Source organism: Propionispira arboris, from assembly GCF_900109225.1.
In the GTDB taxonomy this organism is placed as follows: Bacteria; Bacillota; Negativicutes; order Selenomonadales; family Selenomonadaceae; genus Propionispira; species Propionispira arboris.
Map to the genome: position 1 here is coordinate 79,681 of NZ_FNZK01000002.1, position 16,704 is coordinate 96,384.

Here is a 16,704-nt window from a genome sequence, read left to right on the forward strand (position 1 = left end):
TTCTACGGGGGTAAATATTATCCGTAGCGTGCTTTAAACGAGTTTCTAAAAAGGGTGGTGATTAATTGATGGACAAGCTATCAAAAGAAGATTTGAAAGAGCAGTATAAAAGCAGAGTAATTATTGGGGGAATATACTGCGTGAAATGCAGTCATATCGATAACATTTGGATTCGATCAACAACAGATATGCAAGGAGCGGAAAATCGTTTTGCATTTTTAGTATCGACTAATTCTTGCCCTGAAATGTGTATGATTGAGGCATGGAAAAAGTTTGGAGCAAATGCATTTTCTTTTGAAATACTGGAAAAAATAAAAAAGAAAGAAACACAAACAACACGTGAATTTTCCGATGATGTAAATACTTTGCTAGAACTTTGGATTGAAAAACGAAATGGCGAACGGAATGGAGAAAATTAAAATTGGAACAAATAATTGATATAACGAAATTTCTTGATAATTCCGGAAAAATCACACAGTTATCTCAAAAAAAAAAATTTAGAGTTGCGACGCTCTGCTATTTAGCGGAGAAATTTGAATTAAATCACAATTACACTGAAAAAGAGGTAAATGCCACCTGCGATGAATGGCATACTTTTGGAGATTATTTCGTACTAAGACGAGAGCTTGTTGATAACGGGTTATTATGCCGTGAATCAAACTGTTCTCGTTATTGGAAACCGAAAAATGACTAGGAGAATAAAATGAAATTTATAATATTTAATGGAAGCCCTGCCGGGGCAAATAGCAATACACATGTGATTGCAGAAGCGTTTTTGAGCGGTGCAAAAAGAGCTGATGCCGACACAGAAAATGTGTTTTTAATTGATAAGAACATTGGACACTGCAAAGGATGTTTTACCTGCTGGTTTAAAACACCAGGAAAATGCGTGATGCAAGATGATATGACAGAGCTTTTGGACAAATATAATGCCGCTGATGTAGTGTGCTTTGCTTCACCTATTTATACATGGAATATGACAGCGGCTCTCAAGAACTTTGTCGACAGACTCGTACCGCTGAAAAGTCCTCTGATTGTAAATTCGGGCGGGAATTTTGACCTTGCAGATTCCAAACCTAAAACGCAACAATTTGTGGTGATTTCAAACTGCGGCTTTCCGGGCAACAACAATTTTGAAACCATGAAAGTGGTGGTTGCTTCCTGCAAGCCTGTCCTTGAGATTTATCGTAACTGCGGCAAACTCTTAAAAAGCAAGGATGAGAAAATCAAAGAAATCGTAAATGAGTATTTGCAAGTTGTCGAGCAGGCAGGATATGAAATGGCAACGCAAAATTACGTATCGGAAGAAACAAAATCAAAACTTGAAATGCAGCTCATGTCGATACCTGATTATGTGAAATACATCGGGATGTAGCATAGAATATGAACAATTTGTAGACGGAGTGACGGTTTTCTTTGTCTACAGATATTATCGTCGTAGACCTACCACGCGTAGGCTGCGACAAAGTCGTCCTGGAAAAATTCCGCGCATATGCTCCCGATGCATCTCCTGTAATCCAGCTTCTCTAGCTATAAATATTGCAATATTATCAGAATTTGGCTATCCAGCCAAAAAAATTCAACCAGTCGACATGTTCGGGGAGACAAGTCATATTGAAAGTGTGATCCTATTAGTCCCCAATAATAAAGGCTGGTTGATACTTCTTAGCAGGAATATCATTCGACTTCCAACATTTTGCCGACGGTAAATTATTTTAAATATATCTAAGCAGTCCATGCAGGTACAGAAGTGTACGGCATTGGCTGCTTTTTTCGGCTATTCTAACATTTTACAAAGGACTTTTTAAAAAGCTAGTGAACGCAGTTGAAATAAAAGTTGGATGTCTTTACCGAGTAAAACTTGACACATACGGTTATGTTATTAAATTTGACAAATGACAAAATTATAGATATAACATTTTGTCATTTGACTACATGATAGTTGGAGTTGTTCTTAAAGGTTTTTATTGAAAAAAATGTCGCAAATAGTATATGATTTTTACGACAGGAGGCGATAATGATGGACTCATATACAAAAAAAAATTTTGATAAAATACAAACTCATGGGAACGGTACGGGTTTTACAGCGTCTGACTTTACGGATATTGCAGATTACAAGGCTGTCAGCAAAAGCTTAGAACGGTTTGAAGATGCAGGTGTGATTCGGCGTGTATTGCGTGGTGTGTATGATTATCCACGTTATAACGATCTTCTACAAGAGTATGAAGCACTTCTCCTTTGCAAATAGCTCAAGCTATTGCGAGAAATTATAATTGGACAATTATTCCTAGTGGACAGATTGTTTTGAATCAGTTAGGGTTATCTACACAAGTTGCAGCGAATTGGATATTCATTAGTGACGGCCCATATAAAAGCTATCAAATCGGTAATATTGAAATTCAGTTTAAGCACAGTAGCAATAAAAATATTACGGGGATGTCATATAAAACAGCGATGATAGTTCAAGCACTAAAAGAATTGGGAGAAATGTATATTCAGGATAATGTGATATCGAAGCTAAAAAATTTCCTTACATCAGAAGAAAAAGAACGTCTTTATAAGGAAACTTTAAAAACAACGATTTGGATGAGACCGATTATTAAGTCGATTTGTGAAAAATAAGGAGTAATATGATATATGTACAATATTGTGAAGGCTAATAATGGAGAGAGACAGACTTTGTTTCGTAATACAGCGCAAAAAATGGGGATAACACTTGATAGATGATGTTGACGTACTATCTGTTTTTGCTTACAATAAGTGTAAGTTTACAATTTAATAAATAAATCATAGAGTGGGAAGAGTAAGTGTATATACTTTTGCGCAGCGAGTCGATGACTGAATATCCAGAGGTGTGATGATCGACCAAGAGTGTATAATGAATGGGTCCTAGAGCTCACCGAAAACTTATACCATAGTGAGTAGGCTGAGACGGAATCCACCGTTATAGGGAAGGGCATGAGAGAAATCTTGTATCTGAAAAGAGTCGTTTGTTTTACAGGTGGAATAGTTGATGCATAGGATGAAATTTTCGTAAAATGAATTTGAATAAGGCTGGTACTGCAAACTCCATTTCGCCACGGTATAATGAAATATTCTTATACGAGGCCGAAATGGAGTTTTTTGATGGGAATGAAAATAAAAAGGGATGATGAAAAGCATGAAGATGGATGAAAATTGTTCAAGCGGCGTATTTAAAGTGAATGATGCGGATGTCTGGGCTGAAAAACGTGTGGAAAAGGTAATTGAAAAAGTCAGGAGAAAGGCTGAATTATATGGAGCAGATTTAGATTTAGTGGAAATGCTATATAGAGATATGATTGCCAGATTTATACAGATAGAGCAGAAAAAATTCAGAGAGAAATAGAATGAGGAGGATTTTTACAGAAACTGTATTTTAGGCGGGCAAACATGGCGATTGATATAGAAGCATCTTTGAGAAAACAGGATTTTGTATTTGAAGTGATTCACAATGAAAAAACGATTTATATGGCACAAGAAGGAGCTGCGTATTTTCAAACTGATTTAGCACAAATAGCACCGACCTTGATTTTAAAGAGTTAAAACACATACTTCATTACCACAATGTTCGAATGGCAACAGAGCGTGAAATTATAAAGGTTATAAGATTTTCTGCAGGGAACATTCCGATGTTCGGATTAGACACAGAACGGTTGCTATTAAGCTAACTAATGAAGAATATGCTATTAAACGGGCTTGAACAAGTAAAGCCAAAAGCACAGGAAAGTGCCAAAGAAGTACCGATTCTTACTAAAGCGGTTAAGGAACCGTCAAAAATATCGCCATTAGGCACGAGTTGGCGCGATGCTATGAGATGTCCATTATGGATATCCTCATAGTGTAGACAAAGTTATTAATGTTAAAATAGTAATCCCACTATTTATTTTAGATAGTAGTTTTCGATTTCATTATTGAGCACGAGAAAGTTTTTATGCTTTGATAATATTTCTGCTACATGATTATTAAAAGTTTCAGACTTCTTTAGGTAAAGTATATAAGATTTTTTTAAATTATAGTTTTTTCGGTGACTTACATCAAATTTAGCAATATCCTCCTTTTTGTCATGTGGAAATAGCTGGCAATATTGCCCGTAGAGATTACTTATATTCTCTCGATCAGAAAATACTAGCCAAAAATCATTAATTATATGTCTTACAATTTCTTTATTAATTGATATAAATTCAATTTTTTTTGCTGGTAGGGTGTATTTTTTATTTTGTTCTCTGCATTGGCGATATATAGCTGCTAATCTATGAGCACCATCAGCGTTATAGACAAATATCCTTTTATCCCACTCTTGTTGTAATAATTTCAACTTACTAGTATTATTCCATAATTCGTCCATGTTACGACAGTTATTGATAAAATCTTCTTCAGTGATGAATCTATTGTATCCATTTATATTTCCTTCTGGTGATAAGTATAAAGAAAACTCATGAAAACTATTAAAATCCTTTAGAGGTGAATGAGAATCATGTATTCCAGAAATTTGAGATATATCAATTTGAGGAGCAGAGGAGCATATTTCTTGAATTGAATTTGCAAAATAATATTCATATTTCTCCAAAAAGTAGATTAATTCAAGATATTCGTCGTGATATATATATGAAGATTGATTCCATAATTTCGGGTAGTCTGTAAAAATAGTATTTTTAAGATAACTTGAGATATACTTTTTTTTATCTAGTTGATTAATATCTTTTTTTATTATTTTTTTTAATAGTTGATAGAGTTCTTTGAATTTGCCTTTCATATTTAACCTCCAGTTTTTTTTATTAATCACTCGTATTACTCCTGTAAGTATTTTTATTTAGCTGTTTTATTTAATTTACCTCTATATTATACTTTTTGGCAAGCATAATAATATTATAAGCGCATTTGCTAAACTGAGTCTGAATGTCAATGAAAAAGTGGTTCTTTCCATAGTTAGTTGAAAATATGTTCATTTCTGGTAAAATAAAAGAAAAGAAAAACGGAAATGAGATAAAACGATGGATGAATTTATAAAATTGCTGGATGAAAGCTTAAATTGTGTAAGCCATGAAATCATAGGCGATACAATTTTCATACATGTTGTTTCGAATCGCCCAACGGTTATCTGCCCTTATTGTGAAAAGCCATCTGCAAAAACTCACTCACATTATGAAAGAAGATTTTAGGACATGCCGATGGCAAGGAAAGAAAGTGCAAATCATGTTGCATAATAGAAAGATGTTTTGTGATAATCCAGAATGCAAGTATGCTACATTTGATGAAAGATTTATCTTTCTTCCGGCCAATGCCAAGAAAACCCAAAGGCTAAAAGATGAAATTATTAATATCTCCATAAATGTTAGTTCGATAACTGCAGCGACCTTGTTAAAAAACCACATTGCTGATATAGGTAAAAGCACAATTTGCAATCTCTTAAAAAGGTAATCCGGTTATTAATAATAAATAAATTGTTAGAATTTGTATTGATGATTTTGCTAAAGGATTATTGTAAAGTTTTCTTAATGAATTATCTTCACACAAGAATAACCATTGAAGCAGATTTTGTAGAAAATGTGAATTTGGAAGAAAAGTCTCTTCAACTTCAAAACAGGCTATTAACACTGGAATCTAAGATGGAAAAAGCGAAGGAACTACTGCAAGCGGGTCTTAACAAACACCAAATATATAAACAATTAAGCATTGGCTTTTACGTATTTAATAAACTAATAGGAATGGCTGAGGATGAGCAGGAAGCCTATTTTAAAAATTCAGGACAAGCAAAACATGAAGAAAAAACTACCCGAAAACTTATATTAATAGATGAAGTAAGGAAGGCCCATAATTCTGGTCATTCAATGAGACAAATTGCAAAAAAATTTGAAATATCGAGGCAAAATGTATCTCGGTATTTAAGAGATGATGTAATCGTGATTCATGGTTCTTATGGTACTAAGCGGAAAAGTATTTTAGATTCATATTTGAATGGGATTGATGTATTAATAAATCAAGGATATACCTGCAATAGGATTGAAAAAATAATTCGTCAAAAAGGATGTACAGGTTCCAGTACACTCCTGAGACACTACCGGTCTAAATTAAAAAAATTTTATATGAAAAACATTATATGAAAAACAAAACAACAACTGTGACAAAGTTCAAAATACAGAAACCCTTAATTGTAGTTTATTGCTTAAAGCTTTATATAATCCGGTATCCAAAATCAAGAATTTGTCATCAGAACAATTAGAGAAAGTTTACGATAAATATCCTATGCTTGAAAAGATCGTTGATTTAGTCAATAAATTTAAAACTGTATTAAAATGTCAGCATGTAGAAAGCCTCGATAAATGGATTAAGGATGCAGTTATTTTAAAAAATAGAGAAGTTTGTTCATTCATCAATGGCATAACCAGGGATTTTACAGCAGTAAAAAATGCAATTCAATACGATTATAATAATGGCTTAGCAGAAGTAAGTGTCAATAAATTGAAAGCTATCAAACGAATTATGTATGGACGATGTAGTTTTGAAATGTTGCGCAAGAAAATTTTACGACGCGAAAATTGCGTATTCAACTAACTATGGAAAGAACCTAAAAAATCCACCACCTTTTCGGCTAAGAGTTGGATAGGTAGAAAAGGAATCACCCTGATCTTAAACGTTGACCGCCCCTCGCAAATAAGCATTCACCTGTGAAAGTCTGGTTGTTGGGAAAAACACTTTCGCCCAGGTATGAAACATCGTGTAAGCGGCATTTGACGAAGAAGGCAGGCGTCAAGCTTTTTAAGCAGTCACCATAAGATGCTGTAGAAAGTGAAAGCCGTAACCTTTGCTACAGATCACTAAAATCTATTGTAGCATCAGAACTTCTTAATAAAATAGTTGAAAATAAAAAATAAGCTTTGTAAGTTGGCGGATATCTGCTTGCAAAACTTATTATACGAGCAAAGCTGACACCCAAAATGCGGACAGGCAGAACGAAGAACTTTAGGGCAAAGACCCTGATCTATGGGGGGCTGCCGCAGGAAATTGGGTTACCATAGGCCATGAAAAAACAAACCGAGGACGTTCTGTTTGCTGTACCGAAAAACCTGTAATTTAGTATAAGATGTATATTAATGGCGCACGAAGCATTTTGAATTTCTTTGAACTACTGAGAAAAAGAGAGACTTTAGGAGAAAAACCTATAGTTATATGGGGAGGAGACAGTATAAATGGAAACTATTCAAAATATAGCAAGTAAACTTTCTATAGAAGATATAACAGAAAATGAACGAATATTAGTGAAATGTCCAAGTAAAATTTCAAAATCCGATCAGAAATCTTTGAAGAAAATAATATTAAAAGGGGGAAATGAACAGACTGTTTACGGTTCGCTCATTTTATATGTTTATTATCTAAGTGATGAGGGAGTCCATGAACTGCGAAAAGAAGGTTTCTTTGGGTATTGGAAAAATGATAGGGATAAAATTCAGGTAAAAAAAGCAACCTCTATTTTATTGAATCATGAAAAGATTATCCAGCTATCAGAAGAAACAAAGAACTATCTTCAAAAAAAACAGAATAATGCATGGTTGGGGCAATATTTCTGCATGACACAACTAGAAATTGATCAAATGATAAAAAGTCATCATGATGACCGAAAACAGGAATTTTATAACAGCCAGATAATTGAAACATCGTTATTGCGAGAATTGATTTCTTATATAGATTTTTTATTTATGATAAGAGATAAGAATGCCACTGAAGATGATATAGATTTGGATGACTTCGCTAGTTATCCAAACGAGGAAGTAGCTTCTGCAGTGTCATTTTTGATTTATCGCTATAATAACTTGATTGGAATAAAGAATGTAAACTCAAATAGTTTTATGGATGCGGATTATGTTTTGTCCGATGAGTTAGAAAGTTTAATTCTAATAACTTGTAAATTTCTGCGTTTACGTGAATGGGAATTTTATTGGGATCGGTATGGATATGATATTTTAGAAGATGGTTGCTTTTACTCACCAAATCCGACGTTGGAGAAAAGTATCAAGCTTGGATATATCAATACACAAGTGCAGGAAGTATTATTTTTTAACAATATAAGTGCACAATTAGTAAATGAAAATTATCCATCGTTATTCGAGTATAAAAAAATGTTGGAGACACATGAGGATATGGCTTCATATCTGACAATAAAGACTGGAACAGGTTTTTTTGAACGATATGCATTGAAAAACATTCTGGAAGTATTTCAACACATAGGAGGATCTAACGCAGAAAAATATTATTTATATTTGGAAGAAATTGCTGTGCTTAGGTATATGGAAAAGGAACTGGTAACTCCTGCCCAAAAATTGCTAGAAAGGAAGTTTGAAGAATATGCAACGATGAAGGATGCTATTCTCTTCCCAAGACTATTTTTTCTGAATCGGATGCACTATCAATACATTTTAAATCATGGAGGCGATACGAAAGCAGTAATTCGTTCTATGGGGCAGATGATTCATTACTCCGATATGGAGGCACTCATCAATACACAAATCCATGATATGAAAAAGACAAGAAACTTGCTGAATTTTTATACTTATCAAGGAGGAATATATGACATACAATATACGCCTCTTCTAAAAATAGGAGATCACTATTGTTGTCCAACAAATATATGTGCAGTATCGAATTTTATTCGAAACTCTATAGCGTACTCTTACCAAATGGGAAAGAAGAGCCTGTTTTTGGAAAATACGGGGGAGGATTTAGAGAAACTGTGTGCAGATGCTTTTAAACAATACCCGAAGCTATTTCGAGTAGAGCAAGGAAAAAAATATCAATACAAAGGACATAAAGGGGAAATAGATCTTTTTGTCATTTCGGATGATATTTTATTGTTCATCGAATGCAAAAATCCATTCCTCCCAACGAATGCATTCAGCATGAGAACTAGCTTTGACTATATAGAAAAAGCAACTAAGCAACTGAATCATGAAATGCAAGCATTTTCTGATGAAAAATTTCAGAAAATTTATTTAGAATCTATTCATATTCCATATAAAAAAAGAATCCTGTGTTCCTGTATTATCATGGGAAATCGTTTGTTTTCCGGCTATACAGGGGCTGGTCATTCGATTCGATATATCCATGATTTACTGGCATTTTTGAAGTTCGGGAAAATTAATCTATTATGCCAAAATCGTGTAATTGTCAAGTCTATTTGGAAAAATGAGCAATTTACAGTTCAGGATCTTAAGGTATACTTATCCGATGATGATTCGCCTTCGAAGAAATTTCAAATGGGTGCCATGATGCCTTATACACAAAAAATGTCTTGCGGTACTCATATTGTAGGGTTCAAGACATATAAGATTGTCATACCTGAACTCAAGGAAGAAGTTTGAGCTATGATGGTTTGCATATGCCATTAAGTGTTGTTGTTCAGTGCAATCGGAGTTTAGAATCGCATCAAAAAGGAATTTTTCCATAATGTATCGTGTTGCTGCTTGCAGGTTTTGTCATTGCAGTATCAAGACATTTGCCACACCATACTCACATGTACGGCTTAAAGTAAGCTTCTTGTTTGGCTGTGAGCTCAATAAGCTGTGTGTACAGACTTTGTTGATTGCCTTGGCGGATATCAGGAATATTTGTAGATTTCATCTACTACCTTATCCGTAAAGATTTCTTCATTGTTACCAGTATAGGTTGGCTGGACATTCATAGGTGTCTCTGTCTGCGATCGGTCAAACGCCGGAAGTTCACATTTCAGGTCTATACGCTGCCGGACAGCAGCATAAGACTGCAGGTTCAGCTTACCCGATAGTTCGTTTTGCCCTACGAGGGATGAGCACTATGGGATTGTGTTCATCCATTTGATAGTTCAGCATGAACTGGATCTCTTCCTGTGTTTTACGTTTTAACAGAAGTGCTTCATCAAGGATGGTGACGACTTTCTTATTTTTCGCTTGCCGCATTCGAGTTGCTGATGCAGGCTGAATTTGGCATCGTTGCGATAGATGTTTCAGTACCAAGCTGTTGCAGTAGGCCATTGTAGAACCAGCGCGGTGCAAGTTGCGAATCCGAAAGATACAGCACCATATAGTTCTCCGGATCTAGGCTACTTGCAGCCTAGATCCGGATGAGTGTTGTCTTGCTACAGCCTGTGCCGTCACCACTACAAAGAGCTTGCTGGTGGTTGGTCGCATAACATAAAAAGTCCTTCGCTTACAGCATCGGAAAGAAATAGGTAATCCGTGAGGATGCAACGTATGATTCAGCGAGAAGGATTCTTCATACATGAACATCCAGCTCCTTTCCGTTCGGGCAGGGCTTTAAGGATATGAGCCTTTCGACAAAGAAATTGGCTGGAAACATCAAGCCAAATAAAGAAAAATCCACAGAGAAGATTGACGGTGTCGTGGCCACGCTAATGGCAGTCGATCGGGCAATTCGCTGCGAAAATGATAATTAAGAAAGCGTGTATAATGGGCGTGGCATTCTGCTGATATAAATACACGTCATTTTCAAATATGTTATAATTATATGGTATTATGTTCTAGAAAGTGAGTGGTTGTAGATGGTTGCATCAAGAGAATGTCCGAATATTCCTGAGATGAAATTTGCATTTAATGAAGAATATTTTTGTAAGATATTAGAAGAAATTGATAAGGAACTGCAAAAGGAAGGCGTAGTTCCGAGAATGCGTCTTTTCTTGGCTTTGAAAAAGATTAGAGAAAAAATCCCTGAAGTTGGACGGGTTCCGATATTATCGGGAGGAGCAAAGAATGTAACTGCTATAGGATATACTTCTCATAATTTGGCAATAAAAATTTCAGAATGGTTTAGTTTAAAATATGAACAACGTATGCAAATGGGAGACAGTGTTGTTTATGGTAGGATGATTATAATGGTCGAAGGAGAGCCTTATACAATAGATATGACCGTAAATTTTGGTTCAATACAAATCATCTGGCAAGCTGATTACAAGCAATATCCAGATAATATATTAAATTTACCTCAGAAAATGAAACTTTCAAAAGTAATAGCTGGCAATATTTCAAGGGATGATATTAATAAATTATGTATGGTATATAAAAGGACATATGATGCATTTTATAAGTATCATGAAAGCGGTATGGAGTATGTATTGGAAGCTTTGGAAGATGAACGGAATGCGATAGATGGTATAATACAATCAGAAAGATATGGACAATCTAAGTGGGCTAGTTTGCAATTTACTGAAAAATTAATAAAAGGAATATATTTTCAAAAGGCAGGAAAGAAAGCACCATATAGCCATAAATTAGTAGAATTAGGAAAGTTGCTCTCACCATATAATTTATTTATTGATGAAGATGTTTGTCGAAAAATTGATTGTAAGCCGGGTATTCGTTATGGAGAGGATGGAGAAGTTAGTTGTCATGAAGCACTCGATGCACATATTGCCTCGATGAAGGTTTTTAGGTTTCTTACGTCAAAATTACATACGTAATATGTTTTTAGTTGGGATATCGACAGGTATGCTCATTTTTTATGAGGTGATATTAATGAACTTTTTCACAAATTTTATGGAGCTGGCGGTTAAATCCTTGTCGTATAAATAAGCCTTCTTGCAGATAATGGATATTTGAAATAGATCGATAAAAGCCCCCATTTTCATGCCAGGATTTGTAGACATTAAGGAATATTTTTTTCTGACAAACTTATAGTTTTCAAAGAGCTTAGTACATCATCCAGAACCTAAAAAACCCCAACAAAAAAACATGATTTTCGTAATAAAAAAATCATGTTTCAGCCTATTTTTACTTGCAATCGTTACGAAGTGTAATATAATTAGAGATAGGTGGAAATTAAAAAAGTCGCCGTGTCCTGAGAGTGTCTCACCACTCGCAGGCACGAGCAGGTGAACCAGCACCTACACGTAACAGCTAGCTGTCTACGACGACAATTTATTATACCGTGATTTCCCTTGAGTGACAAGGGAGATGGTTTGTTCGGTATGATGTGATTGGAGTTTTGACAGGAGCTTGCGTCTGCATGCAATTAAGATATAGCAAAGCGCATGTGTAGGTTGAATAAACCCGCGCATGCGCTTTTTTGATTTCCCCTGAAACAAACTGTAGGGTGGGTTCCTTTATTGGATTACAATAGAGAAACCCCTTGCAGAATGAGGATGGGGGATATAAATGATGATGAAAAATGTATTTGATTCGTTGGCTGCTACGAAGGAACAGGAAATTTTGGTTGGCTTAGATTTAAGAAAATATTCTAGTGAATATTTTCATGCCAGCGAAAAAGTCATTACGTATCAGGACAAAATCAAAAATGCATTACCCTTGGATTTGCAGGAAACCTTGGAACAACTTGATGATGAATATAATTGTATGATGCTGAGCGGAATGGATGTATATTATCGACAAGGTTTTTCCGATGCAGTCCGGTTGATTATGGAGACAATGAGTTGGTCACCAACGCGGAGTTAGAAGGAACGGCGCACCCTAGTGATTAAAAAAAAATCACTAGGGTGTTTCTTTTTGCTTGTTTTTTTATGTCTTTATTTTGGTTAAATTTGTGGGTTACATATACTTGCAGGTGATGAGCAAAACTGTATTCTATATGTAACATAAATTATTTCATTCTAACTTTTTGAAAGTTAAAATGAAATAAATAAAGTTAAATACAGGACTGGTGGTCTTTATGAGTATTTTGAAAGATGGATTGGATTTGAAAATTAAATGGTTCTATAATAAATGTTGGAATAAAATGAATAACTCGGTTACAATTAAAGTTATCAGACACTGACCGAACGGGGCTATCACTTAGCTGATACGAAATGTAGTAATATTTATTAGGGTCTTATTCATAGAAGTCCAATTTAAGTCCGGCTAAGGAATCGGTATAGTTTTTCATGAAATAATAGGAAAAGTGATAGGGCGTCAGGGGAACAGCTATGATGAAGCAAATGAAGCGGAGGTATTTTTATGAACGATTTAATTTTGATTATAGATATGCAAAACGATTTTATTGATGGGAGTTTGGGAACCAAAGAGGCACAGGCAATTGTACCGCGCGTTCAAAAGAAGCTTTTCACTACTGACAGTGTTATTATGTTTACGCAAGATACGCACGGACAGGATTACCTGGATTCGCAAGAAGGAAAGAATCTGCCGATCAAGCATTGTATCAAACCTGAAAAAGGCTGGGAGATTTGTGATGCACTCAAGCCATACGTGAAGGAAAGCAATGTTTTCGAAAAACCGACATTCGGCTGTACGAAACTGATTCAGGCTGTAGAACCTTATGAATCTATCACACTTGTTGGACTCTGCACGGATATTTGCATCATTTCCAATGCGCTATTGCTCAAGGCGTTCTATCCAGAAAAGATGATCATAGTCGATAGCAAGTGTTGTGCTGGGGGTACACCAGAAAGTCATGAGAATGCATTGAAGGCAATGCGCAGCTGCCAGATAAAGATTATATGAGTGTAGGTTGTTTAACTTAATCAGATAACCTGATTTGCCAAAATTTGTTGATGTTTATATACGTTTAAATTTTTAGAGTAATACTTACAGAGGTGCAAAAAAATTGAAAATAGAACGATTAGTTGCGATTCTTTCTATTCTTGCGAATGTAGATCGAATTACAGCGAAAGAACTGGCCGATCGCTTTGAAGTGTCGAAAAGGACAATTCTTCGGGATCTGGATACACTCAATGGTGCGGGGATTCCGATTATATCTTATCCTGGTATTGGTGGAGGGGTGGGAGTATCGGAAGGTTATAAGATAAATAAAAATATTCTCTCTACAAGTGATCTAGAAAAAATATTTACTGGACTGAGTGCGCTAAACAGTATTCAGCAAGATCATGCGATAACAAATTTGCTTGCGAAACTTCTGCCAGACATGAAAGAAAAAACAGATTTTCAAAGTGATTATGTAATAGATTTATCTTCTTGGTTTTTTGATAATATGATAACTAAAAAAATATCTGATATTCGACAGGCGATTATACAAAGAAATTGTATTTGTTTGGAATATATATCCATTCATACCAGGATGGAGCGTGTAATAGAGCCTCATCGATTAGTTTTTAAGCAATCGAATTGGTATGTTTATGCTTTTTGTAGGGAAAGAAAAGAATTTCGTCTTTTTAAAGTCCGGCGAATTGCATCTTATAAAATTTTGGATGAAACTTTTGAATTTCATGCTTTTGAAAAGATAGAAGTAGGTAAAGCATATGGAAATAATGTTTTTTGTCCGTCGGATCAAGAAAAACAATTCAAAATTATCTTGGAATATGATATATTGAATGAATTTTTTTTGACGGATAGAGTGGATGCTTCTTTGTGTAAAAGATCTCTGGACGGTGATGCAACGGTTGGGACAATTTGTTTCTCTGCTTCGGAATTGACGTGGGTAGCCGATTTTGTTTTCGGTATTTTGGATAAAGTGAGGGTTATCGCTCCAGCGGAGTTGAAAGTTGAAATAAAACAAAGATTAAATAAAATAAATTCTCTATATAAAGGTGACATATAGGTGTCACCTTTTCTGCTGTAAAATAAGCAGTAGAAGGAGAGTGCTAGGAAATGAAAAAAGAAGTGCTTGTATTCATTTTTGATGGATATGCTGATTGGGAAAGTGCCTATGTTTGTGCAGAACTGAATGCACCAGATACACAATACACAATAAAAACACTCAGTTTTGATAGAAAGATTAAAGTATCAATGGCAGGATTTAAGGTTTTACCGGATTATTCCATAGAAGAATTACCAGATGATTTTAGCCTGTTGATTTTAACTGGAGGATATGCCTGGATGAAGCAACTAAATAACGCAGTACTACCGGTTGTCGAATATGCAGTTAAAAGAAAGATTCCCGTAGCTGCCATCTGTAATGCAGCGAATTTTATGGCACAGCATGGATACATAGATCAAATTCGTCATTCTGGAAATACACTTTTATTTATGAAAGAACAAGCTCCAGCCTATAAAGGGGAAAACTATTTTTTAGAAAAACAAGCGGTTTGCGATAAAAATATCATCACAGCCAATGGTAGTGCATCTCTTGAGTTTGCAAAGGAAATTCTGCTTTTGATGAAAGCAAAACCAGTGGCAGACGTTTTAAAGTGGTATACGCTGCATAAAGATGGATTTTATCCAGAATGATGAAGCAAAATGATGGGAGTTTGTTTTCTATGGAGAAAATAGATTATAAAAAAGTATGTAAAGAATTATATCAACCAAAAACAAAGCCCGAACTTGTAGATGTTCCCCCAATGTGTTTTCTTCAAATTGGAGGACAGGGCGACCCGAATGATGCGGATGGAGAATACCAGCGGGCGGTAGAAATATTATATACATTGTCTTATACAATAAAGATGTTTCCTAAAAAAGGCGTACTACCAAAGGGATATTTTGACTATGTCGTTCCACCTTTGGAAGGTTTGTGGTGGATGAAAAATGAACAAAATTTTGATTTTTGCAAAAAATCAGAGCTCTGTTGGATTGCTATGATTCGTCAACCGGAATTTGTGACAGAGAATCTACTTTCCGTAGCAAAGCAGCATGTAGAAAAGAAAAAATCAAGCCTCAATTTGTCAAAAGCTTGGTTGCGTAATTTTTCTGAAGGGTTATCTGTACAATGTATGCATATGGGAAGTTTCGATGAAGAATCACTCACGATTGATAAAATGAGAAAGTATGCTGCTGCCAATGGATATGTTTTTGATTTGTCCATGGAACGACGTCATCATGAGATTTATTTGTCTGATCCGCGAAAAATTGCAGAATGTAAAATGAAAACAGTTCTTCGTTATCCGATTAACACGTTGGCTGTGTTGGGGGAATTTGTATAAAATAAAATCGATACGGAGGTTGGAAATTAATTTTTAAGAGACCCTGACTTGGTCACTAACGCGGAGTTAGAAGGAACGGCGCACCCTAGGAATTTTAAAAAATCATTGGGGTGCGCCCTTTGGCATAAGTGGGGATTTTTATTGATGTTTAATTCCGTTAGGGCGCATCACTTAACTTTTTCTTGACATTACAAAACTTATTTTATAAAATAATACTGACCTCGGTCAATTGGCGAGGCTAATACTTTATTAATCAATAGACAATTTGTAGTAATATACATATATAGGAGGTAAAAGTTATGATACAAGCTAGCAGGGAAAATACAGTTACGTTAGAGGTTGTAAATAGAGAAGAATTAACAAAATTTAAGAAAGATCTGCAAGAAGCATTTGCAGTTGCAGTGGTTGAGACATTTGGTTCTAAATTAGATAAGCCGATTCCTTCTGATGAAGATCTAGAAAAATCTTTCAATGCTGATGGAGCTGTTGTTTATCATATTTTATCAAATGGAAAAAAGACAGGCGGCGTTGTACTTATTATCAATGCAATAACACAACATAACTCGTTAGACTTTTTCTTTATATCAGTAGCTGAACACAGTCGTGGCATTGGCTTAAAAGCTTGGAAAGCTATTGAAGAAAAGTACATTGAAACTAAAGTTTGGGAAACTCATACACCATACTTTGAAAAACGTAATATTCATTTTTATGTAAATAAATGTGGCTTTCAAATCGTAGAATATTTCAATAAACATCACTCTGATCCGCATGCAACAAGTGACGAGGACTTCCCGGGAGGCGAAGATTTCTTTAGATTTGAAAAGGTCATGAAACAATAAATTTTACTTATTTATTGACAGCGTGGTTTGTTAACC

23 protein-coding genes are annotated in these 16,704 nt (G+C 35.1%); 22 read left to right on the forward strand and 1 reads right to left on the reverse strand.

The annotated features are described in order from the left end of the window. The first annotated feature begins 68 nt into the window (after nucleotides 1-68). The 9 genes from BMY14_RS02270 to BMY14_RS20455 all read left to right on the forward strand — a co-directional run bounded on the left by BMY14_RS02270 (nucleotide 69) and on the right by BMY14_RS20455 (nucleotide 3,860). Nucleotides 69-419 carry a GIY-YIG nuclease family protein gene (locus tag BMY14_RS02270; RefSeq protein WP_091828836.1) on the forward strand — a complete coding sequence of 117 codons (351 nt, stop codon included), beginning with the start codon at nucleotides 69-71 and terminating at the stop codon, nucleotides 417-419. 2 nt (nucleotides 420-421) lie between these two features. Beyond that, entirely contained in the window at nucleotides 422-694 is a 273-nt protein-coding gene (locus BMY14_RS02275) for a DUF2087 domain-containing protein (RefSeq protein WP_091828837.1), read from the forward strand. A gap of 9 nt (nucleotides 695-703) precedes the next feature. Then, a complete protein-coding gene (locus BMY14_RS02280) occupies nucleotides 704-1,375 on the forward strand; it encodes a flavodoxin family protein (protein WP_091828838.1) in 672 nt (223 codons plus the stop codon). A gap of 642 nt (nucleotides 1,376-2,017) precedes the next feature. After that, nucleotides 2,018-2,248 (forward strand): DUF6088 family protein, encoded by a 231-nt coding sequence (locus BMY14_RS20980; RefSeq protein ID WP_143063130.1) that lies wholly within the window; start codon nucleotides 2,018-2,020, stop codon nucleotides 2,246-2,248. Continuing rightward, nucleotides 2,239-2,622 carry a DUF6088 family protein gene (locus BMY14_RS20985; RefSeq protein WP_091828840.1) on the forward strand — a complete coding sequence of 128 codons (384 nt, stop codon included), beginning with the start codon at nucleotides 2,239-2,241 and terminating at the stop codon, nucleotides 2,620-2,622. Before BMY14_RS20980 ends, BMY14_RS20985 begins: the two co-directional genes overlap by 10 nt. 538 nt (nucleotides 2,623-3,160) lie before the next feature. Continuing rightward, nucleotides 3,161-3,367: a chorismate mutase gene (locus BMY14_RS02295; protein ID WP_143063131.1), complete on the forward strand. Its 207-nt coding sequence runs from the start codon at nucleotides 3,161-3,163 to the stop codon at nucleotides 3,365-3,367. A gap of 44 nt (nucleotides 3,368-3,411) precedes the next feature. After that, nucleotides 3,412-3,564, forward strand: a complete 153-nt coding sequence (locus tag BMY14_RS20450) for a hypothetical protein (protein WP_177177442.1) — start codon at nucleotides 3,412-3,414, stop codon at nucleotides 3,562-3,564. A gap of 29 nt (nucleotides 3,565-3,593) precedes the next feature. Next, nucleotides 3,594-3,689 (forward strand): hypothetical protein, encoded by a 96-nt coding sequence (locus tag BMY14_RS21160; protein WP_425438902.1) that lies wholly within the window; start codon nucleotides 3,594-3,596, stop codon nucleotides 3,687-3,689. Between the two features lie 3 nt (nucleotides 3,690-3,692). Then, nucleotides 3,693-3,860 carry a hypothetical protein gene (locus tag BMY14_RS20455; RefSeq protein WP_177177443.1) on the forward strand — a complete coding sequence of 56 codons (168 nt, stop codon included), beginning with the start codon at nucleotides 3,693-3,695 and terminating at the stop codon, nucleotides 3,858-3,860. A 41-nt stretch (nucleotides 3,861-3,901) separates the two neighbouring features. Here the strand turns inward: BMY14_RS20455 and BMY14_RS02305 are convergent, their stop codons facing one another. Continuing rightward, entirely contained in the window at nucleotides 3,902-4,804 is a 903-nt protein-coding gene (locus tag BMY14_RS02305; protein ID WP_143063132.1) for a DUF6685 family protein, read from the reverse strand. A gap of 287 nt (nucleotides 4,805-5,091) precedes the next feature. On the opposite strand from BMY14_RS02305, the gene BMY14_RS20460 reads away from it, so the two are divergent. The 13 genes from BMY14_RS20460 (at nucleotide 5,092) to BMY14_RS02360 (ending at nucleotide 16,668) form a co-directional block, all read left to right on the forward strand. After that, entirely contained in the window at nucleotides 5,092-5,439 is a 348-nt protein-coding gene (locus tag BMY14_RS20460) for a hypothetical protein (protein ID WP_091828844.1), read from the forward strand. Nucleotides 5,440-5,462: 23 nt separating this feature from the next. Further along, the gene (locus tag BMY14_RS02315) at nucleotides 5,463-6,122 is read left to right on the forward strand and encodes a helix-turn-helix domain-containing protein (protein ID WP_177177445.1); all 660 of its coding nucleotides are present in this window, start codon (nucleotides 5,463-5,465) and stop codon (nucleotides 6,120-6,122) included. A gap of 58 nt (nucleotides 6,123-6,180) precedes the next feature. After that, nucleotides 6,181-6,573, forward strand: coding sequence for a transposase (locus BMY14_RS02320; protein ID WP_091828846.1), 393 nt, complete (start codon nucleotides 6,181-6,183; stop codon nucleotides 6,571-6,573). Nucleotides 6,574-7,208: 635 nt separating this feature from the next. Beyond that, nucleotides 7,209-9,374 (forward strand): hypothetical protein, encoded by a 2,166-nt coding sequence (locus BMY14_RS02325; RefSeq protein WP_091828847.1) that lies wholly within the window; start codon nucleotides 7,209-7,211, stop codon nucleotides 9,372-9,374. Between the two features lie 615 nt (nucleotides 9,375-9,989). Beyond that, nucleotides 9,990-10,115, forward strand: coding sequence for a hypothetical protein (locus tag BMY14_RS20990; RefSeq protein ID WP_281246411.1), 126 nt, complete (start codon nucleotides 9,990-9,992; stop codon nucleotides 10,113-10,115). Nucleotides 10,116-10,312: 197 nt separating this feature from the next. Beyond that, nucleotides 10,313-10,444, forward strand: coding sequence for a hypothetical protein (locus tag BMY14_RS20300; protein ID WP_281246412.1), 132 nt, complete (start codon nucleotides 10,313-10,315; stop codon nucleotides 10,442-10,444). A 105-nt stretch (nucleotides 10,445-10,549) separates the two neighbouring features. Then, nucleotides 10,550-11,464, forward strand: coding sequence for a hypothetical protein (locus BMY14_RS02330; RefSeq protein WP_091828848.1), 915 nt, complete (start codon nucleotides 10,550-10,552; stop codon nucleotides 11,462-11,464). A gap of 694 nt (nucleotides 11,465-12,158) precedes the next feature. Next, nucleotides 12,159-12,455: a hypothetical protein gene (locus BMY14_RS02335; RefSeq protein WP_177177447.1), complete on the forward strand. Its 297-nt coding sequence runs from the start codon at nucleotides 12,159-12,161 to the stop codon at nucleotides 12,453-12,455. 498 nt (nucleotides 12,456-12,953) lie between these two features. Continuing rightward, nucleotides 12,954-13,457, forward strand: coding sequence for a cysteine hydrolase family protein (locus BMY14_RS02340; protein ID WP_091828849.1), 504 nt, complete (start codon nucleotides 12,954-12,956; stop codon nucleotides 13,455-13,457). Nucleotides 13,458-13,560: 103 nt separating this feature from the next. Next, on the forward strand, nucleotides 13,561-14,511 hold the full coding sequence (locus BMY14_RS02345) for a helix-turn-helix transcriptional regulator (protein WP_091828850.1): 951 nt from the start codon (nucleotides 13,561-13,563) through the stop codon (nucleotides 14,509-14,511). Between the two features lie 50 nt (nucleotides 14,512-14,561). Then, nucleotides 14,562-15,140, forward strand: a complete 579-nt coding sequence (locus BMY14_RS02350) for a type 1 glutamine amidotransferase family protein (RefSeq protein WP_091828851.1) — start codon at nucleotides 14,562-14,564, stop codon at nucleotides 15,138-15,140. Between the two features lie 29 nt (nucleotides 15,141-15,169). Next, nucleotides 15,170-15,829: a GyrI-like domain-containing protein gene (locus tag BMY14_RS02355; protein WP_091829245.1), complete on the forward strand. Its 660-nt coding sequence runs from the start codon at nucleotides 15,170-15,172 to the stop codon at nucleotides 15,827-15,829. A gap of 299 nt (nucleotides 15,830-16,128) precedes the next feature. Further along, nucleotides 16,129-16,668: a GNAT family N-acetyltransferase gene (locus tag BMY14_RS02360; RefSeq protein ID WP_091828852.1), complete on the forward strand. Its 540-nt coding sequence runs from the start codon at nucleotides 16,129-16,131 to the stop codon at nucleotides 16,666-16,668. Nucleotides 16,669-16,704: the final 36 nt, after the last annotated feature.

Excerpts from the sequence above, each read along its gene's own strand:
- BMY14_RS02270 (WP_091828836.1), top strand. The coding sequence starts at position 69 with ATGGACAAGCTATCAAAAGAAGATTTGAAAGAGCAGTATAAAAGCAGA.
- BMY14_RS02280 (WP_091828838.1), top strand. The coding sequence starts at position 704 with ATGAAATTTATAATATTTAATGGAAGCCCTGCCGGGGCAAATAGCAAT.
- BMY14_RS20980 (WP_143063130.1), top strand. The coding sequence starts at position 2,018 with ATGATGGACTCATATACAAAAAAAAATTTTGATAAAATACAAACTCAT.
- BMY14_RS02295 (WP_143063131.1), top strand. The coding sequence starts at position 3,161 with ATGAAGATGGATGAAAATTGTTCAAGCGGCGTATTTAAAGTGAATGAT.
- BMY14_RS20450 (WP_177177442.1), top strand. The coding sequence starts at position 3,412 with ATGGCGATTGATATAGAAGCATCTTTGAGAAAACAGGATTTTGTATTT.
- BMY14_RS21160 (WP_425438902.1), top strand. The coding sequence starts at position 3,594 with ATGGCAACAGAGCGTGAAATTATAAAGGTTATAAGATTTTCTGCAGGG.
- BMY14_RS20455 (WP_177177443.1), top strand. The coding sequence starts at position 3,693 with ATGAAGAATATGCTATTAAACGGGCTTGAACAAGTAAAGCCAAAAGCA.
- BMY14_RS20460 (WP_091828844.1), top strand. The coding sequence starts at position 5,092 with ATGTTGTTTCGAATCGCCCAACGGTTATCTGCCCTTATTGTGAAAAGC.
- BMY14_RS02325 (WP_091828847.1), top strand. The coding sequence starts at position 7,209 with ATGGAAACTATTCAAAATATAGCAAGTAAACTTTCTATAGAAGATATA.
- BMY14_RS20990 (WP_281246411.1), top strand. The coding sequence starts at position 9,990 with ATGTTTCAGTACCAAGCTGTTGCAGTAGGCCATTGTAGAACCAGCGCG.
- BMY14_RS20300 (WP_281246412.1), top strand. The coding sequence starts at position 10,313 with ATGAGCCTTTCGACAAAGAAATTGGCTGGAAACATCAAGCCAAATAAA.
- BMY14_RS02330 (WP_091828848.1), top strand. The coding sequence starts at position 10,550 with ATGGTTGCATCAAGAGAATGTCCGAATATTCCTGAGATGAAATTTGCA.
- BMY14_RS02335 (WP_177177447.1), top strand. The coding sequence starts at position 12,159 with ATGATGATGAAAAATGTATTTGATTCGTTGGCTGCTACGAAGGAACAG.
- BMY14_RS02340 (WP_091828849.1), top strand. The coding sequence starts at position 12,954 with ATGAACGATTTAATTTTGATTATAGATATGCAAAACGATTTTATTGAT.
- BMY14_RS02350 (WP_091828851.1), top strand. The coding sequence starts at position 14,562 with ATGAAAAAAGAAGTGCTTGTATTCATTTTTGATGGATATGCTGATTGG.
- BMY14_RS02355 (WP_091829245.1), top strand. The coding sequence starts at position 15,170 with ATGGAGAAAATAGATTATAAAAAAGTATGTAAAGAATTATATCAACCA.
- BMY14_RS02360 (WP_091828852.1), top strand. The coding sequence starts at position 16,129 with ATGATACAAGCTAGCAGGGAAAATACAGTTACGTTAGAGGTTGTAAAT.